Annotated in this window: 16 protein-coding genes and 1 pseudogene; 9 read left to right on the top strand and 8 right to left on the bottom strand. The window is 72.5% G+C overall.

All coding sequences use genetic code 11. From position 1 onward, the window contains the following. Window positions 1-85: 85 nt before the first annotated feature. Window positions 86-853: pseudogene (locus tag AC6RUA_RS07750) on the bottom strand (aryl-sulfate sulfotransferase); the annotation flags it as partial. Window positions 854-1,194: 341 nt separating this feature from the next. Next, window positions 1,195-2,154, bottom strand: a complete 960-nt coding sequence (locus tag AC6RUA_RS07745; RefSeq protein ID WP_499815354.1) for a DUF5787 family protein — start codon at window positions 2,152-2,154, stop codon at window positions 1,195-1,197. 114 nt (window positions 2,155-2,268) lie between these two features. Between AC6RUA_RS07745 and AC6RUA_RS07740 the strand changes: the two genes are divergently transcribed. The 4 genes from AC6RUA_RS07740 to AC6RUA_RS07725 all read left to right on the top strand — a co-directional run bounded on the left by AC6RUA_RS07740 (window position 2,269) and on the right by AC6RUA_RS07725 (window position 7,445). Then, a complete protein-coding gene (locus AC6RUA_RS07740; protein WP_499815353.1) occupies window positions 2,269-3,036 on the top strand; it encodes a DUF6517 family protein in 768 nt (255 codons plus the stop codon). Between the two features lie 93 nt (window positions 3,037-3,129). Beyond that, window positions 3,130-4,338 carry a threonine synthase gene (locus tag AC6RUA_RS07735; protein ID WP_499815352.1) on the top strand — a complete coding sequence of 403 codons (1,209 nt, stop codon included), beginning with the start codon at window positions 3,130-3,132 and terminating at the stop codon, window positions 4,336-4,338. Between the two features lie 179 nt (window positions 4,339-4,517). Continuing rightward, entirely contained in the window at window positions 4,518-5,978 is a 1,461-nt protein-coding gene (locus tag AC6RUA_RS07730) for an ATPase domain-containing protein (RefSeq protein ID WP_499815351.1), read from the top strand. A 24-nt stretch (window positions 5,979-6,002) separates the two neighbouring features. Then, window positions 6,003-7,445: a PAS domain-containing protein gene (locus AC6RUA_RS07725; RefSeq protein WP_499815350.1), complete on the top strand. Its 1,443-nt coding sequence runs from the start codon at window positions 6,003-6,005 to the stop codon at window positions 7,443-7,445. Window positions 7,446-7,585: 140 nt separating this feature from the next. On the opposite strand, the gene AC6RUA_RS07720 is transcribed toward AC6RUA_RS07725, so the two are convergent. Further along, window positions 7,586-8,809: an eIF2B alpha/beta/delta subunit family protein gene (locus AC6RUA_RS07720; RefSeq protein ID WP_499815349.1), complete on the bottom strand. Its 1,224-nt coding sequence runs from the start codon at window positions 8,807-8,809 to the stop codon at window positions 7,586-7,588. A 163-nt stretch (window positions 8,810-8,972) separates the two neighbouring features. Here AC6RUA_RS07720 and AC6RUA_RS07715 point away from each other — a divergent pair, with 163 nt between their 5' ends. Both AC6RUA_RS07715 and AC6RUA_RS07710 read left to right on the top strand, forming a co-directional pair. Further along, a complete protein-coding gene (locus AC6RUA_RS07715; protein WP_499815348.1) occupies window positions 8,973-9,728 on the top strand; it encodes a coenzyme F420-0:L-glutamate ligase in 756 nt (251 codons plus the stop codon). Then, the gene (locus AC6RUA_RS07710) at window positions 9,721-10,728 is read left to right on the top strand and encodes a 5,10-methylenetetrahydromethanopterin reductase (RefSeq protein ID WP_499815347.1); all 1,008 of its coding nucleotides are present in this window, start codon (window positions 9,721-9,723) and stop codon (window positions 10,726-10,728) included. Before AC6RUA_RS07715 ends, AC6RUA_RS07710 begins: the two co-directional genes overlap by 8 nt. Window positions 10,729-10,793: 65 nt before the next feature. On the opposite strand, the gene AC6RUA_RS07705 is transcribed toward AC6RUA_RS07710, so the two are convergent. Beyond that, window positions 10,794-11,039 (bottom strand): DUF8024 family protein, encoded by a 246-nt coding sequence (locus AC6RUA_RS07705; protein ID WP_499815346.1) that lies wholly within the window; start codon window positions 11,037-11,039, stop codon window positions 10,794-10,796. Window positions 11,040-11,153: 114 nt separating this feature from the next. Here AC6RUA_RS07705 and AC6RUA_RS07700 point away from each other — a divergent pair, with 114 nt between their 5' ends. After that, window positions 11,154-11,456: a DUF7573 domain-containing protein gene (locus tag AC6RUA_RS07700; RefSeq protein ID WP_499815345.1), complete on the top strand. Its 303-nt coding sequence runs from the start codon at window positions 11,154-11,156 to the stop codon at window positions 11,454-11,456. Next, the gene (locus tag AC6RUA_RS07695; RefSeq protein WP_499815344.1) at window positions 11,453-11,701 is read left to right on the top strand and encodes a hypothetical protein; all 249 of its coding nucleotides are present in this window, start codon (window positions 11,453-11,455) and stop codon (window positions 11,699-11,701) included. Before AC6RUA_RS07700 ends, AC6RUA_RS07695 begins: the two co-directional genes overlap by 4 nt. 115 nt (window positions 11,702-11,816) lie before the next feature. Here the strand turns inward: AC6RUA_RS07695 and mutL are convergent, their stop codons facing one another. The 4 genes from mutL to AC6RUA_RS07675 form a co-directional block, all read right to left on the bottom strand. Next, window positions 11,817-13,490 (bottom strand): DNA mismatch repair endonuclease MutL, encoded by a 1,674-nt coding sequence (mutL, locus tag AC6RUA_RS07690; RefSeq protein ID WP_499815343.1) that lies wholly within the window; start codon window positions 13,488-13,490, stop codon window positions 11,817-11,819. Beyond that, window positions 13,487-16,231, bottom strand: coding sequence for a DNA mismatch repair protein MutS (gene mutS / locus AC6RUA_RS07685; RefSeq protein WP_499815342.1), 2,745 nt, complete (start codon window positions 16,229-16,231; stop codon window positions 13,487-13,489). The genes mutL and mutS overlap by 4 nt, the downstream gene beginning before the upstream one ends. Window positions 16,232-16,636: 405 nt before the next feature. Next, the gene (locus AC6RUA_RS07680) at window positions 16,637-16,852 is read right to left on the bottom strand and encodes a helix-turn-helix transcriptional regulator (protein WP_499815341.1); all 216 of its coding nucleotides are present in this window, start codon (window positions 16,850-16,852) and stop codon (window positions 16,637-16,639) included. Next, on the bottom strand, window positions 16,849-17,250 hold the full coding sequence (locus AC6RUA_RS07675) for a DUF2178 domain-containing protein (RefSeq protein ID WP_499815340.1): 402 nt from the start codon (window positions 17,248-17,250) through the stop codon (window positions 16,849-16,851). The genes AC6RUA_RS07680 and AC6RUA_RS07675 overlap by 4 nt, the downstream gene beginning before the upstream one ends. A 281-nt stretch (window positions 17,251-17,531) precedes the next feature. Here AC6RUA_RS07675 and AC6RUA_RS07670 point away from each other — a divergent pair, with 281 nt between their 5' ends. Further along, on the top strand, window positions 17,532-18,491 hold the full coding sequence (locus AC6RUA_RS07670) for an AAA family ATPase (RefSeq protein WP_499815339.1): 960 nt from the start codon (window positions 17,532-17,534) through the stop codon (window positions 18,489-18,491). Window positions 18,492-18,493 lie beyond the last annotated feature (2 nt).

The raw sequence follows: 18,493 nt of genomic DNA, 5'->3' as shown, positions 1-18,493 counted from the left end.
CGTCGTAGACGAGCCACGGGGCGTACACCTCCCAGACGACGGTCCCGCGCGGGGTGACCTCCAGCACCCGGTTGTTGACCGAGTCGGTGACGAGCGTGTGACCGTTCCGGAGGCGGTCGGCGTCGCGCGGCCAGTCGAGCGTCTCGCTCGACCCCACTTGCCACGTCCGGGTCCACTCGCCCTCCGCCTCCCGGGCGTACTCGACGATGCGGTCGTTCTCGGAGTCCGCCACGAGCACCGTCGGCGTCCCGTTCTCGCCGCGGAGGAAGTCGGGGTTGTGCTGCTTCTTCAGCACGTCGTACTCGCCGTCCGACCCCAACTGCATCTCGATGTCGCCCGTCGTGCGGTTCACCAGAATCACCTGGTCGAAGTTCCGGGGCGAGAGCAGGAACGAGTCGCCGACCCGGTCCACGTCGTTGAGGTGGGTCCAGTCCTCGGTGTAGTTGCCCCCGACCGACGGCTCGTAGTGGGGGGCGAACCGCCACTCCCACTCGATTTCGTCGTCCACCCGGTCGTAGACGACGACCCGGTCGCCGTTCGTCCCGTTGTCCGGGTCGCCGTTGCGCATGTTCGCGACGGCGACGTGCGTGCGGTTCAGCGGGTCGGCGTCGTGCGTGTCCACGAACGGGAGGTGTTCGGTCCACACCCGCTCGCCGGTGGTCGTGTTCAGTTCGTAGAGGACGGTCGACCCCGGCCGCGTCGCGGTGACGAACAGGTTCCCGTTGCCCAGCGGGTCGACGTCGTACGACCAGACGACGCCGTTCTCCCGGCCGCTCTCTTTCACCCAGAGTATCTCGCCGCGCGGCCCGAACGCGACGAGTTTCGCCGGCTCCTTCCCGCCGTCGCCGCTCATCCGGGCACCCTGCACGCTCACCACGGTGACGCCGCCGGCCGGAGCCGACACGACGCCGGCACAGACCGGCGTGTCGTTCGCCTGCCCGGCGCCGCTCGATGGGTTCGAGGAACCCGATGCGGGCGATGCGGCGGCGCTCGCTCCGGCGGCGTGGGACGCGGCGCCCGGAGTCGCGACGCCGCCCGCGCCGGCGAGGACCAGTGCCGCCGCGAGCGCGGCGGCGACGAGGGGTCGCATACCTCCCGTGCCGCCGCGCCCGGGTAAGTACCTTCTTCTCTGCGCTCGACCGCTGGCGGTACCCTCGACGCGACTTCGGGGCGGGTCGACCGCGGGTCAGCGGGTCAGCCGAACCGGTCGAGTCCGCTCTGTCGGCGGGCGGTCCCGGTGGGCGAGCGGACCCACGGCGTCCGCGCGTCCCGGAGCGCGGCGGCGTCGACGGTGGGCGGGTCGGCGGCCTCGTGGCCGGGACAGCCTGACCCGCACGCGCTCGACGGGTCGACCACGCGGCCGAAGTACTCACACCGCGGCAGCCCGTCCCCGGTGGCCGTACAGCGAGCACAACCCGGGAACCCGTGCGTTCGCCACCCCTTCCCGTACGCCCGCTCGGCGATACGGCGGCGGGTTCTGGCCTTCGCGTCGGCCGAGACGAACGCCACGTCCGTCCGGAGGGGGCGCTCGTCGAGTATCTCGACGCCCGGCCCGCCCGACGGGAGCGGCGTCGCCTCGCGGGCCACCGTCCGCTCGCCCGTCTCGGGGTCGAACCGCCAGACGCCCACCGACGCGGGGATGCGGTTCAGGTGCGCGCCGGTGACGTGGCTCGCCGTCGCCAGCACGACCTCGTCGAACAGGCCCAGCGCGTCGTCGAGCCGCAACTGGCGTTCTAGATCTCCGGGTCGGCCGAGGTCCGGCTTGTTCTCGACGCCGACGAGCCGTCCGACCCAGCCGTCGGGGTAGCGGGTCGTCTGCCGGACGTACTCGCGGCCGCCGCGGCGCTCGCGCTCGAAGAAGCCGCACGCCACCGCCGCGTCGACTGCCTCGCGCGCCCGCTCGGGGTGGCAGTCGAACGCGTCGCGCCAGTAGCGCGCCTCGCCGACGCCGACGGCCGACTCGACGGCGGAGGCCGGAATCGTCCGCTCCGTGATGCGCGCCCGTTCGTCGAACGCGGGACCCGGGACGACGCCGACCACGTCCATCACCCGGCTCCCGGGCGAGACGACGGCGGCGCCGAGCTGGCGCGCGAGCACCCAGTCGGTGGCGCGCTCCAGGTGCGCGCACAGCGCCAGCTCGAACCCGTACTCCATACCGGCGGTCGGTCGCCGACGGACAAAAGCGCACGGCCGCTCTCGCCGCCCGGAGTTATCGGGGTTGATACACGGGACGACGGCGTTATCTCGGTCGCCCCGGCACCACCCACCGTGCAACGACGACGATTCCTCGCCGGCGCCGCGGCCGCCGGCGCCGCGGGACTCGCGGGCTGTGGGACGGCTTCCGGGTCGCCGCGCCCGCCGCGACTCCCGGAGGACCGACTCGCCGACGGCGGCTGGGAGCGGACGCGCGCGGACAGCCAAGAACTGTTCTCGAAGACCGTCGCGGGCGTCGAAGCGTCGGCGACGGCGGTCACGCGCGTGTACGGCGACGCCGCGCTCCGCGCGGCGGTCAGCGAGCGGACGCTCGGGGCGCTCGACGCGCCGCTCGCCACCTTCTTCGCCAGCCGCGTCTCGTTCCGGCCGAACGTCGCCGACGTGCCCGTCGAGTCGGCGCGGCGGGAACTCGCGACGCGCGCGGCGACGGCGGCGCGCGGGCAGTTCGAGACGCAACTCCGGAACGCGGGTCTCGAAGGCGTGACCGCCGCAGACGGCGGGACGGTGGCCGTCGCCACCGGCGAGGAGGCGGACCGGACCGACTACGAGGCCGTCTTCGCGTTCGACGACATCTCGTTCCCCGTCAGGAACCGCGCCCTCACGGTCGAGGGTGGCGAGGTGGCCGTCGAGGGACTCCTCGCCACCTGGGTCCACGACGGCGGCCTGTTCGTCGCCGGCGGCGCGTACCCCGCGGAGAACTTCGCGCGGACGGTCCAGCGCGACCTCTCGGACTCCATCTCGGTGACGGTCGACGTCGACCTGCGACTGACCCCGGAGCAGTACGCGACCGAACTCGACGCGCTCGTCACGCACGTCGAGTGAGGCACGTCGCCTCGTCGCGAGGCGAGACTCGCGCTCACGGCGGCCGCCGCCGGAGGCGCAACTGGTTTGTTACATGACCCCGACGCGGCGGGTGTGCGAACAACTGACGCGTTCGTCGGGCTTCGGTGCGTGGACTGCGACGCTCTCCACGACCCGGAGACGACGACTCACACCTGTCCGGACTGCGGCGGCATCCTCGACCCCGAGTACGACCTCGACCGCGTGTCGCTCTCGCGCGCGGACCTCGAATCGCGCCGGTTCGACTCGCTGTGGCGCTACGAGGAACTGCTCCCGTTCCCGCGCGAGGCGGCGGTCTCGCTCGACGAGGGGGCGACGCCGCTCGTCGAGTGTCCGGCGCTCGCCGAGCGGATGGGCGTCGGGGCGGTGTACCTGAAAGACGAGGGCCGCAACCCCACGGGGACGTTCAAGGACCGCGGCCAGACGGGCGCGCTGACGGCCGCCGTCGAGCACGGCGCCTCCGAAATCGCGCTCAACAGCGCCGGCAACGCGGGGCAGGCGGCCGCCGCCTACGCCGCCCGCGCCGGCCTCGACGCGCACGTCTTCCTCCCGAACCGCTCGGGGTTCACCCAGAAGGCGATGACCGAGGTACACGGCGGCGACCTCCACATCGCCGAGGGGGAGATAACCGACGCCGGCGCGCAGTACGCGGACGCCATCGCCGACCACGACGAGTGGTACTCCACGAAGACGTTCGTCACCCCGTACCGCCACGACGTGAAGAAGACGATGGCGTACGAGGTGCTCGAGCAACTCGACTGGGAGGTCCCCGACGCCGTGGTGTACCCGACCGGCGGCGGCGTCGGCCTCGTCGGGATGCACAAGGCCGGCAAGGAGTTCCGCGAGTTGGGCTTCACCGACGGCCTGATGGGGATGTACGCCGCGCAGGCAGAGGGTTGTGCGCCGGTCGTCCGCGCGTGGGAAGAGGGGAGCGAGGTCCACGAGGCGTGGGCCGACATCACGACCGTCTGTAACGGTATCGCGGTCCCCGACCCCGGCGCGTCGCCACTCATTCTCGACGCCATCGAGGAGAGCGGCGGCGGCGCCGTCGCCACGAGCGACGAGGCCATCCTCGACGCCGCAATCGAGACGGCGCAGGTCGAGGGGCTGGAGGTCGGCGCGACCTGCGCCGCGGCGGTCTCCGGCGCGTTCGAACTGGCCGAGGCGGGCGAGTTCGGCCCCGACGACACGGTGATTCTGCTCAACACCGGCGCGGGCAACAAGGACGTCGACACGCTCCGCGCGCACCTCGGCGAGCGGGAGTACGAGGCCGAACGGGCGTAACCGGGCACGGGGCCGCCTCCCGTTCCGGCGGCTCTCTCGTTCGTCTGCGGTAGAGAGCGGCGAGCCGGCCGCCGATGTTCCACAAATACGGAAAGATATATTAACCACTATCTGGGATAATATTGCAGATTATTGTATGAGTGGGAACTGGGGCACGGACGAACGCACGGCGAGTCGACATGGTTGACGCCGAGGAGTTCCAGCGGGTGGAATCGGGGACGCCCGGACTGGACGAGGTGCTCCACGGGGGGTTCATCTCGGGACAGACGGCCATCATCAACGGCGGACCGGGGACGGGAAAGACCATCCTCGCGCTCCAGTTCCTCTCGGCGGCCGAGGGGGAGGCGCTGTACGTCGGGTTCGAGGAGCGCGAGGAGGAACTCAGACGGAACGCGACGAGCCTCGGCATCGACCTGTCGAGCGTGTCGATACTCGACCTCAGCGCGGAGGGGGACCGCTTCTTCGAGGGGGAGGCGTACAGCGTCCTCCCGCACGAGGAAATCGAGGGGAACGACGTCCTCGAACGCATCGCAGACGCCATCGACGACCACGACCCGGACCGACTCGCCGTCGACCCGCTGACCCAACTCCGGTCGCTGCTCCCGGACGACTACCAGTTCCGGCGCAACATCTCGTCGCTCATCAACGAACTGAAGGAGCGCGACATCACCGCCGTCTGCACCACCCAGTACTTCGACGAACCGGTCGAGGCCGACCTCCAGTTCCTCGGGAACACGACCATCGACCTCCAGCGGACGACCCGGCACCGGTCGCTCGAGGTGACGAAGTTCCGGGGGTCGTCGTCGGCGACCGGCCAGCACACCCTCCGCATCGAGGGCGGGTCCGGCGCGCGGGTGTACCCGAAACTCGTTCCCGGCGACCACTACCGGGAACTGACCCGCGAGCAACTCCCGTCCGACGTGGAGGGCCTCGACGAACTGCTCCACGGGGGTATCGAACAGGGGTCGGTGACGCTGCTCACGGGTCCCTCCGGCGTGGGTAAGACGACGATCGGAACGCTGTTCCTCGCCGCCTCGGCCAAACGAGGCGAGCGAGCGCTCGCGCTCCTGTTCGAGGAACTCCGCCCCGACTACTGCCACCGTTCCTCGCAACTGGACATCGAGGTGGAACGCCTCGTGGAGGAGGGGGACCTCGAGATAACCGAAATCGAGTCCATCACCCAGAGCACCGACGAGTTCGCACACCACGTCAGGGAGGCCGTCGAGAAGCGCGACGTGAAGACGGTGCTGATAGACGGCATCGCGGGCTACCGCCTCGGCCTGCGCGGCGACGACTCACAGCGGGAGCTGACGAGGGAACTCCACGCCCTCTGCCGGTACCTGAAGCGGATGGGCGTCACGGTCGTCCTCACCGAGGGGATGAAGGACCTCAGGGGGGAGTTCGTCGCGACCAACGAGGACACCAGCTACCTCGCGGACAACATCGTCTTCCTCCAGTACGACGAGAGCGACGGGGACATCGAGAAGGTCATCGGCGTCCTGAAGAAGCGGTTCGGGGAGTTCGACCACTCGGTCCGCGAACTCAGCATCGGGAGCGAGGGAATCAGCCTCGGCGACCGCGTGACCGGCTACCAGGGGTTGTTCGCCGGGGCAGCGACCCTCCCCGAGGACGATATCTAACTCACACATGGACGCCACCACCGGATGACCGCGCGTGTCGAGGCGGGGACGACCCGCGTCGCGCTCGGCTTCAGCCGACGCCGTGACTGGGACTTGGTGTCCGACCTGCTCGACGGGTGCGACACCGTCGAACTGGTCGAATCCGTCCCGGAGGGGACCGACCTCTGCGTCGTCGACGAGGAGGCGTTCGCCCGGGTCGACGACGCGCTCGGTCGGTGGAAACGACGCGAGCGCCCGGTGTACGCGCCGGTCCTTCTCCTCACGACCGGCGACGAGGCGGAGGCGTGGGAGCGGTACACCGACGACGTCGGCGAACGGTTCGACGCCATCCACGCCATCCCGGCCCCCGGACAGGCGCTCCGCGCGCGCGCCCGCTCGCTCCTGGAGACGCGTGAGTACTCCCAGACCGCGCACGAGCGACGCGAACAACTCGAACTGTACGAGCGGGCCATGGACGGCGCCATGGTCGGCATCACCATCGCCGACGCCTCGGAGCCCGACCTCCCGCTGACGTACGCCAACGACGGGTTCTGTTCCATCACCGGCTACCGTCGGGAGGAGGTGCTCGGGCGGAACTGCCGGTTCCTCCAGGGGGAAGAGACCGACCCCGAAGCGGTCGAGCACGTCCGGGAGGCCATCGAGGCCGAGGAGGCCGTCTCGCTCGACATCAGGAACTACCGAAAGTCGGGCGAACTGTTCTGGAACAGCCTCGACGTCGCGCCCATCAGGGCCGAAGACGGCGAGGTGACTCACTTCCTCGGCGTCCAGCGGGACGTCACGGAGCGCCGCGAGGACCGCGCCAGACTGTCCGTGTTCGACCGGGTCCTCCGGCACAACATCCGGAACAAACTCAACGTCGTCCTCGGGCACGCCGACTGGATCGAGGCGAACACCGACACCTCCCGATGCGAGGAGACGGCGTCGAGAGCCCGCAGAATCGCGGACGCGGCTACCGGACTGCTCGAGCTCAGCGAGGCCGCTCGACGGTTCGGTCGCAGCACCGAGTCGTCGGCGGGGAGCGGACTCGACGTTGACCTCGCCGAGGTGCTCGCGGAGGTGAGCGCCGAGTTGACAGAGAAGTACGCTGGGGTGGACATCGACGTCGAGGTCCCCCCGGAGACGAGAGCGCGGGGGCCGCCGACGCTCCGCCTCTGCGTCGAGCAACTGGTTCGGCACGCCGTCGAGCGGAGCGACCGGGCGGAACTCAGCGTCTCCGTCTCCGTCGTCGAGTCGCGACCGTCCGAGCACGTGGAACTGCGCGTCAGCGACGACGGGGAGCGAATCTCGCAGGTCCAGCGCGACGTGCTTGAGTACGGGCTGGAGCGGCCGGTGGAACACGCCGACGGACTCCGGCTCTGGCTGGTGCAGTGGGCGGTGGTGCGGAGCGGCGGCCAGTTGCGCATCGAGGACAACGAGTCGGGCGGGTCGACGGTGGTCGCCGTGTTCCCGCGGTCGGAGTCGGCGTGACGCACCCGGAACGGCGGCCGCGGCTGACGCTCGGACGCGAGTGGAGTGGACGGCTCGGGTGAACGTCCCTCGTCACACGGGGCTCGGTGGGGGTAACCCTCGTCACGGCCGTCCGACGGGCGGTTCGGCTCCGGACGGTTTCACTCGTCCGGTTCGGCGTCGTCCCACCCGGCGAGCGCGCGGTGGGCCGCGGCGGCCGCACGCACCGCCCCGGCGTCAAGCGGACCGTCCTCCGTGACGACGGTCACCGCCTCCTCGGGACTCCGGTCGAACAGGGGGGCGAACGTCCCCACGCCCTCCGGCGCCTCGAACGCGGCCGACTCGGGGTGGAACACCGCCTCCCCGCGTATCTTGTCCCGCGCGGTCACCGCGTACAGCGGGACGCTCTCGTGGGCGGCCGCGAGCGCCAGCCCGCGCGTGCCGACCTTGTTCGCGACCGACCCGTCCGGGAGCACCGCGTCCGCCCCGACTAGCGCCGCGTCCACCTCCCGTTCGGCGAGCGCCGCGGCCACCGCGGAGTCCGGGAGCAGCGTCACTGCTCGCCCCGTCTCCGCGAGGTCGGCGGCCACCTCTCGACCCTCGCCGCCCGGGTCGGACGCGGCGACGAGTACCGGCCCCTCGTGTCCGCCGAGCGCCGTCGCGACCGTCCCCGACCGCGACAGCGTGAGCACCGTCCCGTCGAGCAGGGCGGCCGCCGCCGCCGCGGCCCGGTCGTCGGCGTCGACCGCCGCCGTCACCGCGTCGACGGCCCGGTCGCGAACCGCCGCCGGCGTCCGGTCGGCCTCGCTCATCACGCGGTTCACCCGGGTCGCCAGTGCGGCCATACCGGGCCGAGTGTCCCGGAGTGCCCGAGCGGTCTCGGCCACCTCCTCCCACGAGCCCGCGGTCGCGGCGGCGTCGCGCAACACCTCCAGCGCGCGCACCGAGACGTACGTCGAGCCGTGGGTCCGGTCCCCGTGGACCGACTCGACCGTCGGCGCGACGGCGCGGTACGCCGCCCAGAGCTTCGGCACCGTCTCCCGCTCGCGCATCGCGGTCGCCTGCGCCCACTCGTGGGCCGCCAGTTCCTCGTTGCGGCGCACCTCGCGCGTGGCGGCGTCGAACAGGAACGGGTGGACGACGAACCCGCCCTCGTCCTCGACGGTCACCGGGTCGCCGGCGCGGACGAGCGTCAGCGCCTCGCGTTCGATTCCGACCTCCTCGCGGACCTCGCGGTAGGCGTCTTCGAGCGCGTCCGCGGGGTCGCCCTCGACGTACCCCGAGACGCCGCCCCAGCGGTTCGAGAACGTCCCGACCGCGTCGCTCCGCCGGACGAGGAGGAGGTCGCCCCGGTTGCGGAGGAAGGCGGTGACGACGTGGTCCATGCCGACGGCTCGGGCGCGCCGGACTCGAACGTTGCGGCGGTCCGGTGACGGAGCGACGGCGGGTGACCGCGGACGGCGACGCCCGCCGCGCCGCGGCGACGGGGCACCGGCGACGTGTACCACCACCGGCGGTCTTTTGCCGGCTCCTCCCGCACGCCTCGGTATGGAACTGTTCGCCGTCCCCGACGTGCCGGAGGTGCGGGAGGGGGACGACCTCGCGGCACTCGTGAGCGACCGGGTCGACCTCCGCGCGGACGACGTGGTCTGCGTCGCCTCCACCGTCGTCTCGAAGGCGGAGGGACGGACGTTCGACCTGACGGACTTCCCCGCCGGGCCGCGCGCCCGCGAGATAGCCGCCCGCCTCGAAGACCTCTCGGGGGAGGAGAAGGACCCCCGGTTCGCGCAGGCGGTCCTGGAGGAGTCGACCGACCTCCTGATGGATGCGCCGTTCCTCCTCACGGAGACGCGGTTCGGCCACGTCGGGGTCAACGCCGGCATCGACCGCTCGAACGTGCCCGGCGGCGACCTGCTGCTCCTGCCCGAACGGCCGTCGGAGTCGGCGGCGGGCATCCGCGAGGGCCTCGCGGCCGACCGGGTCGTGGTGACCGACACCTGCGGGCGGCCGTTCCGACACGGCCAGCGGGGCGTCGCCATCGGCTGGGCCGGGATGTCCGCCTCGCGCGACTGGCGCGGGGAGACCGATCGCGACGGGCGCGAACTCGGCGTCACCGTCGAGAACGTTGTGGACGAACTCGCGGCGGCCGCGAACCTCCTCGCCGGCGAGGGCGCGGGCGGCACGCCGGTCGTCGTCGTCCGCGACTTCGAGTGGGGCGACCACGGCGGCAGCGACAACCTCTTCCGCGAGGTGGAGAGCGACTTCGTCAGACACGCCCTCCGGGAGTGGTCGTTCGATGGCTGACGGCGGGGCCAGACTGGGCATCGAACTCGCGCCCGAACTCCCGGTCGAGCGCCTCGTCGACCTGGGGACGACCGCCGAGGACGCGGGCTACGACACGGTGTTCGTCGCGCACCACTACAACAACCGCGACGCGTTCGCCGCCCTCGCGCGTCTCGCGGCCGAGACCGAGCGGGTTCGCCTCGGTCCCGGCGTCGCCAACCCGCTGGAGACGCACCCGGTCACGCTCGCCTCGCGGGTGGCGACGCTCGACGAGGCGTCCGACGGCCGCGCCGTGTTCGGCATCGGGCCGGGAGACCCCTCCACGCTCCGGAACCTCGGTCTCGCGGACGGGCGCGGACTTCGCCCGGTGCTGGAGGCGTTCACCGCGGCGCGGCGGCTCTGGGCCGGCGAGCGGGTCGGCGGCGGCGACACGTTCGACGCCGCGGACGCCGCTCTCAACTACGACCCGCCGCAGGGGGGCGCGCTCCCCGTGTACGTCGGCGGCGAGGGGCCGCACATGTGCCGGATGGCGGCCAAGCGCGCCGACGGCCTGCTGTTCAACGGCGCGCACCCGGACGACCTGGCGTGGGCGCGCGACCGGGTGGACGAGGGCCTCGCGGAGCGCTCCGCCGACGGAGACGGCGACGGCGGCGAGGCGTTCGACCTCGCGGCGTACGCGTCGGTGAGCGTCGCGGCCGACGGCGAGGCGGCCCGCGAGGCGGCGCGCCCGCCCGTAGCGTTCGTCGCGGCCGGGGCCGCCCCGCCGGTGCTGGACCGCCACGGCGTCGACTCCGGGCGGGCCGAACGCATCGGGGACGCCATCGCCGCGGGAGAGTTCTCCGAGGCGTTCGAGGCGGTGACGCCCGCGATGGTCGACGCGTTCTCCGTCGCCGGCACGCCAGAGACCGTCGGCGAGCGGATGGCCGCGCTGCTGGAGCACGCGGACTCGCTGGTCGTCGGGTCGCCGCTCGGACCGGACCCCGAAGAGGCGATTCGGCTGGCGGCGGACGCCGCGCCGTGAGCGGGTAGTGGCTCCACCCCCGGTGGGACTTCGTCCTCTCCGCGTCCGGGTCGAGTCGACGCGCCCTAGCGCCGCGGCGGCGCGTCGCGCGGTCCCCGTCCCGGCGTCGGAGTGACGACGCCCACCTCGCGCCCGAGCGCTCCGAGCGCGAGGTAGCCGAACACGCCGACCGAGACCGCGACGAGCGCGGCCCCCATCAGGAACCCGACGAACGCGAGCGGGTCGCGCAGCGCCACCTCGGTGACGAAGATGACCGTCAACTCGACGATGCTGCCGAACAGTTGGACGAGGAAGTCGATGACCGTGACCATATCCGGGTTCGGGCCGGCGAGAACTTGAGCGTTGGTGGTCGTCCGGGCGCCGGTGTGACCGACCCGTCTCCGCCTCGCGCCGGAGTTATGTCCCCCGCGAACCTCGGGTCGTCCGTGCCACCCGACCGCTCGCTCGACGAGTTTCTCGTCGGGTCGAGTACGCCCGACGACCCGGACGACGAGACGGACGCGAGCGACGGAGCGACAGTCGACGACGCGAGTGCGGACGGCGCTGACGCGGGAGAGGCGCGCCCCGGAGACCCGGACGCTGGCGACGGGCACGACGGAGTCGTCGCGGCGGAACCGACGCACGCCTGGTCGCCCGACGGCGCGGCCTGCGCGGCCTGCGGCGAGACGGCGACCACGCGCTGGCGGCAGGACGGCGCGTACGTCTGTCCAGACTGCAAGGAGTGGTGAGCGCGGTCGTCGCTCCACGTAGCTGTACGCCCGCGGAGCCGGCTCCCAGCGATGACCGGGACGAGGCGGTGTCCCGCCTGCGGCGTGCGACCGAGATAGGGACGAACGACGGGTTCCGCCTCTCGCTCGCGACAAACGAACCCCCGCCGAGACTACTCGGGGGACCCGGTGCGACGGCGACGGTCACCCCGACCACGTCCGTCTGCCCCGAGCGTGGACTCGTCCGCCTCTCCGTCGAGCGGTGACGGAGCACAGTGCGCGGTCGGCGCACCGCCGAGACGCCTCCGAGACGACGCGACGAACCGCTGTCCGACGGCGTATCCGCGGGCCACGTTCGTCCGACTCGCCACCGGGCCGCCTCTACAGCCGCGTGTTGCCGCGTTCGAACCCCTGCGCGAGCGTCGCCTCCGACACGCTGAGCACCGTCGGGCGGCCGTGCGGGCAGGCGTACGGCCGCTCGCACTGTCCCAGCCGTCCGAGCAGGCGTTCGGCGTCCGCGTCCGACAGCGCGTCGCCCGCCTTCAGCGACGGGTGGCACGCCAGGTCCGCGAGCAGGTCGCCGCGGGGGTCGACGTCGCCGCGCGCGAGCGCCGCGGCCGTCTCCCGGAGCGCGTCGGGGTCCGCGACGCGTCCCAGCGGCGCGGGCACCGCGGTCACGCGGTAGGTGGTGCCGCCGAACGGCTCGACGCCGAACCCGAGTGCGTCGAGCGCGTCGGCGTGTTCCTCGACGGCCGCGGCGGTGCCGGGGTCGAGCGAGACGGTCTCGGCGGGGTCGAGCGTCGCCGAGGGGACGCCCTCCCCGTCGAGCGTGGCCCGCAGGCGCTCGTAGTTCACCCGCTCGTGAGCGGCGTGCTGGTCGACGACGAGCAGGTCGTCGCCCGCCTCACACAGCAGGTACAGCCCGCGGAACTGGCCGACGACCGAGACGTCCGCGAACGCGGAGCCGTCCCCCTCGACCGGCGCGAGCGACGAGTCGAGGTCCATCGCCACCTCGCCGCTCCGCCGCAGGTCCGCGGTCGTGAGCGCGTCGGCGACGCCGGTTTCGAGCGCGTCGGCCACCGCGTCGCCGCCGCGGAGTGCGACGCGCGTCTTCGCCGGGTGGACGTTGGCGTCGACGGTCTCGGGCGGGAGCGAGAGACGGACCACCGCGACCGGCTCCCGGCCGGCCGGGAGCAGGGTCCCGTACCCCTGCGAGACGGCCCGCCGGAGCGCCTCGTTGTCGACCGGCCGGCCGTTGACGGCGACCCGGACGTGCTCGCGCGTCGCGCGCGTCACCGACGGGTAGACGAGCGTCCCCTCGGCGCGCACCTCGTGCGTCCGCCCGCCGACGTCGACGTCCGCGCGGTGGTCGAACGCGGTCGAGCGGGACGCCGTCTCGTGGTCGTAGACCGCGAGCAGCGCGTCGGTCGTCCCCGTGCCGGGCGTCGAGAACGTCTCGCGGCCGTCGTGCGAGAGCGCGACGGCCACCCGGGGCCGCGCGAGCGCGTACTCCGCGAGCAGGTCGGAGATTCGGCCGAACTCCCGCGCGGGCGACGCCAGCGACTCCTTCCGCGCGGGCCGGTCGGCGAACAGGTCCGTCACCTCGACGGTCGTCCCCCGGGCGCGGCCGGCGTCGGTCACGCGTTTCTCCCCGCCCGCGACCCGGACGCGGGTGCCCGTCTCCGCTCCGGCGTTCGTCGTGAGGTCGAGCGTCGCCGCCTCCGCGACGCTGGCGAGCGCCTCCCCGCGGAACCCGAGCGTCTCCCCCGCCCGCAGGTCGTCCGCGTCGCGTATCTTGCTCGTCGTGTGCGGTTCGACTGCGAGCGCGGCGTCCTCCCGCGGCATGCCCCGACCGTCGTCCGCGACTCGAATCCGCTCGGTGCCGTCGCCGTCCACCGCGACGGTGACTCGCTCTGCACCCGCGTCGAGCGCGTTCTCGACCAGTTCGGCGACGACGCGCGCGGGGCGAGTGACGACTTCCCCGGCGGCGATGCGTTCGACGGTGGCGCGGTCGAGTTCGCGGACCGCGGGCGCGTCCGGCCGGTGTTCGCTCACCGCTTCCCCTCCCGTTCCTCGCTCGCGCTCTCGCGCCCCTCACGCTCGCCCGCCAGTCGACGCTGGAGGTCGTGCAGCCGGTTCAGTGCCTCCATCGGCGTCGTCTCCGCCACCTCGACGGCGCGGAGCGCGCCGAGTACTTCCGTTTCCGCATCCGACGCCGCTCCCCGCTGGGGGTCGGCCGCACCCTCCGTGCTCCGCGCCCCGTTCCGTCCGACGCCGGCGAGGTCGTCGAGCGTCCGCTGGTCGGGGTCGGCGGCGGGAGCGTCGCCGGTCGCGTCCCCGCCGCCGTCGCCGTCGCTCGCGACGAGTTCTCGTGCACGGGCCACGACCCGGTCGGGGACGCCCGCCAGTTCCGCCACCTCGACGCCGTACGACGAGGAGGCGGCCCCGGGTTTCACGCGGTGGAGGAACGTCACCTCGCCGTCCTCGCGGGTCGCCGCGAAGTGGAGGTTCCGGACGCGCTCGTACTCCCCGGCGAGGCCCGTCAGGTCGTGGTAGTGGGTGGCGAACAGGGTGGTCGCGCCCACCTCGTCGTGGACGAACTCGACGGCGGCGCGCGCGATGGCCCGACCGTCCGTCGTCGCCGTTCCCCGCCCGACTTCGTCGAGGAGGACCAGCGAGTCGGGCGTCGCGTCGTGGAGGATGTCGGTGAGTTCGCTCATCTCGCGCATGAACGTGGACTGCCCGCCCGCGATGTCGTCGCTCGCGCCGACGCGGGTGAACACCCGGTCGCAGACCGGCAGGCGCGCGGACCCGGCGGGGACGAAGCCCCCCGCCTGCGCGAGCACGACGTGGAGCGCGACCTGCCGCATGTACGTCGACTTCCCGCTCATGTTCGGGCCGGTGAGGAGCGCGACGCTCCCCCGCGGGAGGTCGGCGTCGTTCGGGACGAACTCCGACTCGGTCCGCTCGACGACCGGGTGACGGCCCCCCTCGACGTGGACGCCGTCCGCGCCCATCTCCGGACGGACGTAGTTCCGCTCGACGGCGACGGCGGCGAGCGCCGCCAGCGCGTCGAGGCGGGCGAGCGCGTCCGCGAGGTCCTGCACCCGCTCGCTCTCGGCCGCGACGTCCGCGCGCACCTCCGCGAACACCTCGTACTCCAGCGCGTCCGCCCGCTCCTCCGCGCCGAGAATCTCGTCCTCGCGGCGTTTCAACTCCGGTGTGTAGAACCGCTCGGAGTTCTTCAGCGTCTGTCGCCGCGTGTAGTCGTCGGGCACCTTGTCGACCTGCCCGTTCGTCACCTCGATGTAGTAGCCGTGGACCTGGTTGTACCCCACGTCGAGGGTGTCGATGCCCGTCCGCTCGCGCTCCTCCGCTTCGAGGTCCGCCACCCACTCGCGCCCCTCGCGGGCGGTCGAGCGCAGGTCGTCCAACTCCTCGTGGTAGCCCGGACGCACGACGCCGCCCTCGGTTATCTCCTGCGGCGGGTCCGGTGCGACCGCCCCGTCGAGGTGCTCGCGCAGGTCGGTCAGCGGGTCGAGGGCCTCCCTGAGTCCGGCGAGCGCGTCCACCCCGTCGAGCGCCTCGCGGACGTCGGGGACGACCGCGAGCGTGTCGTGGAGCGAGCGGAGGTCCCGCGCGTTCGCCCGTTCGCGCGAAACGCGCCCCACCAGCCGTTCGAGGTCGTAGGCGGCCGCGAGGTGCTCGCGCACGGCCTCGCGGACGAGCGAGCGCTCCGCGAACGCCGCGACCGCGTCGTGGCGCGCCTCGATTCGCTCCTCGTTCACGAGCGGCCGACGGAGCCACGAGCGCAGGCGGCGGCGGCCGAGCGCGCAGCGCGTCTCGTCCACCGTCTCGAACAGGGTCGCGCTCCCCGCCCGGTTCTCGAACAGGTCCAGCCCCCGGAGGGCGGTGGCGTCGAGGCGGAGCGAGCGCCGCGGGTCGTACCGGCGGACGCGCGTCACGTAGTCGAGTGGACCGTCGTCGCCCTGCGTGTACTCGGCGTAGCCGAGCAGCGCGCCCGCGGCGGCCACTGCGGCGGGCGAGAACCGGTCCGGCGACGCGTACGCCGCCAGCCGCTCGCGGGCCGCGTCGGGCGCGAACGCGTCGGGGTCGTGGTCGGTCGTCATACACGGCGCGTCGAGTGCGACGCCCGGCCCCCTGAGCAGTTCGGCCGGCGCGACCCGGTCGAGTTCCTCGCGTACGTCGCGCTCGCTCCCGGCGGTGACGGCGCACTCGCCGGTGGAGACGTCGACGTGCGCCAGCCCGAACGCGGGGTCGTCCACGTCGGCGGTCCCATCGCCGGTGGCGTTCGCGTCGCGGCCTCCGTCGCGCTCGCTCCCGCCCTCGTCGCTCGCACCGGGGGTGCGGGCGACGGACGCGACGTACGTGTTCGACCCGGCCGCGAGCAGTTCCTCCTCGACGACGGTGCCGGGCGTGAGTATCTGGGTGACCGCGCGGTCGACGAGGCCGGACGCCTCCTCGGCGTCCTCCACCTGGTCCGCGACGGCGACCCGGAAGCCGGTGTCGAGCAGACGGTCGAGGTACTTCGGCGCGTTGTCGACAGGGACGCCGCAGGCGGTGTACGTCCCCGTCGAGTCCTCGCGCTCGATGCGGGTGAGTTCACAGACGCGCGCCACCTCGTCAGCCGCCTCGCAGAACGCCTTGTAGAAGTCGCCAACGCGAAACAGGAGCACGCAGTCGTCGTACTCCGCGGCCAGGTCGACGTACTGGGCCAGCATCGGCGTCAGCTCCTCCCGGCGGTCGAGCATCTTCGCCGGCGCTCCCGTGACCATACCGCGAGTCGGGCGGGCGACGGGCGAAAGGGTTTCGGGCCGCGGCGAGCGGTCCTCGGTCGTGCGTCGACGTGACGGAGCCGAAGACGCCGTCGGACCCGCGTGCGCCGGTCGGACGGTCGTGTAGCGGCCTCGCGGGTTCACTGCCGGCGCGCGGAGAGCGCTCGCGGACTCCCTTGGCCGGTCCGACGCGCGGTGAGGAAAGCCACACCCGGGAACGACCGCCTCGCCGTACTCGCGCCGCGTGCACCCGGCGACGGGACCCGCTGGACCTCCGCCGGGGTGCTCCTCTGCGGCGAGCGGTCGCCCGCAGTCGGGGCGGTGGCGGGCGACGAACTCGTCTCCTTCTGTGTGGGGTGGAGACCGGTCGGCACGACTGACCGGGTGGTTCGCGTCGACGCGTCCTCACTCGTCGGCGACCGCCTCCCCGAGTTCGGGGTCGAACAGGTCCTCGACGCGACAGTCGAAGTGGGCGGCCAGTTTGAACGCCAGTTCGAGCGACGGATCGTACCGCTCGCGTTCGATGGCGTTGATGGTCTGACGGCTCACGTCCACGGCGGCCGCGAGGTCGGCCTGGCTCATGCCGGCGGTCTCGCGGCGCTCTCGAACCCCGTTGTTCATCGACGCGAGCGGACGTACGCGTACGCGAGCGCGAACACGACGAACAGGCCGACGTAGCCGTACAGCGCGCCGTGGACCTCCGGCGGAACGGTGTACGAGGTCAGCTGCGGGAGGAGTCGCGCGGTCGACGCGCCGAGGACCAGCACCACGGCCATCGCGTTCAGCGTGAGCAGACTCGCCCGCGCTTCGATTGCGGCGTCCCGCTCGTCGAAGAGGCTGACTGGCGTGCCGAACAGCACCGCCAGGAAACCGACGATACCGAGCCAGTACGCCGCTTCGCCGAGCAACGGGTAGCCGGAGATTCTGAGGACGACGCCGCCGGCGACGGAGCCGAACAGGAGCCCGCGGTACCGGCGGCGCGTCGTGAGTCGATCCGTCGCGTGGGTTGCCGATGTCATGGGTCGTGAGTCGGAGGTGTGTGCCGGGTGGCCGTCAGCAGGATGTAAAGCACGGTTTCCGGAAAGCACGCTTTACAGTAAAGTCTACTTTCCACATCTACTTGGCTCTATCGCCGTCCGAGGGGGACGGTGAACGGCGCCGGCACGGGGGCCAGGGCGCTCGATTTCGTCGCGGTGTGCGGCGTGCACGCAGGCGGCAGAGTTAGGTCCGTCCGTCCCGATACAGGGTTTGTGAACGACACCCAAAGACCAGCCGTGCGGGTGTACTTTTCCTCAAACCAATGAGCGACGTTGAACCCGACCTCGACGGCCGGGCGGCGCTCCCGGTGGGCGAAGCCGCCGACTTGGTCGACAGAGTGACGACGAACATCCAGCGGGTCATCGTCGGCAACGAGGCCGCCGTGGAGCACCTGATGGTGACGCTGCTCGCGCGCGGACACCTCCTCCTGGAGGACGTGCCCGGCGTGGGCAAGACGATGCTCGCCCGGTCGCTCGCCCGGTCGGTGGACTGCGAGTTCAAGCGCGTCCAGTTCACGCCCGACCTCCTCCCGTCGGACGTGACCGGAGTGAACGTGTTCAACCAGAAGACGCAGGAGTTCGACTTCCGGCCCGGGCCGGTGTTCGCCAACATCGTCCTCGGCGACGAGATCAACCGCGCCCCGCCGAAGACGCAGTCCGCGCTGCTGGAAGCGATGGAGGAACAGCAGGTGACCGTCGACGGCGTGACGCGCGAGTTGCCGGACCCGTTCACGGTCGTCGCGACCCAGAACGACGTCGAACCCGGGCGGACGTACGAACTCCCGCTGGCCGAGATCGACCGCTTCATGAAGAAGCTCAGGCTGGGCTACCCGGAGTCGGCCGACGAGTCCGCGCTGCTCGCGCGGACGGCCGGCGAACACCCCATCCGCTCGCTCGAACCGGTGGCGACGACCGAGGGGCTGCGGCGCGCCCGCGCCACGGTCGGCGACGTGGAGGTCAGCGAACCGGTCCGCGAGTACGTCACGGCGCTGGCGAACTACACCCGCGAGAACGCCCAACTCGGCGTCAGTCCCCGCGGCAGCATCGCCCTCGTCCGGGCCTCGCAGGCCCGCGCGGTCGTCGACGACCGCGACTACGTCGTCCCCGACGACGTCCAGACCGAGGTCGTCCCGGTGTTCGCCCACCGCATCCGCCCGCGGACGGGCAGCGAGAGCGGAGTCGACGTGGTGGAGGGAGCGCTCGACGCCGTCCCGGTGGAGTGACT

The sequence above is a fragment of the Halorarum sp. SLYT50 genome (genome assembly GCF_059821265.1).
Note: the sequence above shows the minus strand (reverse complement) of the source record. Positions and strands in the feature narration are given on the sequence as shown.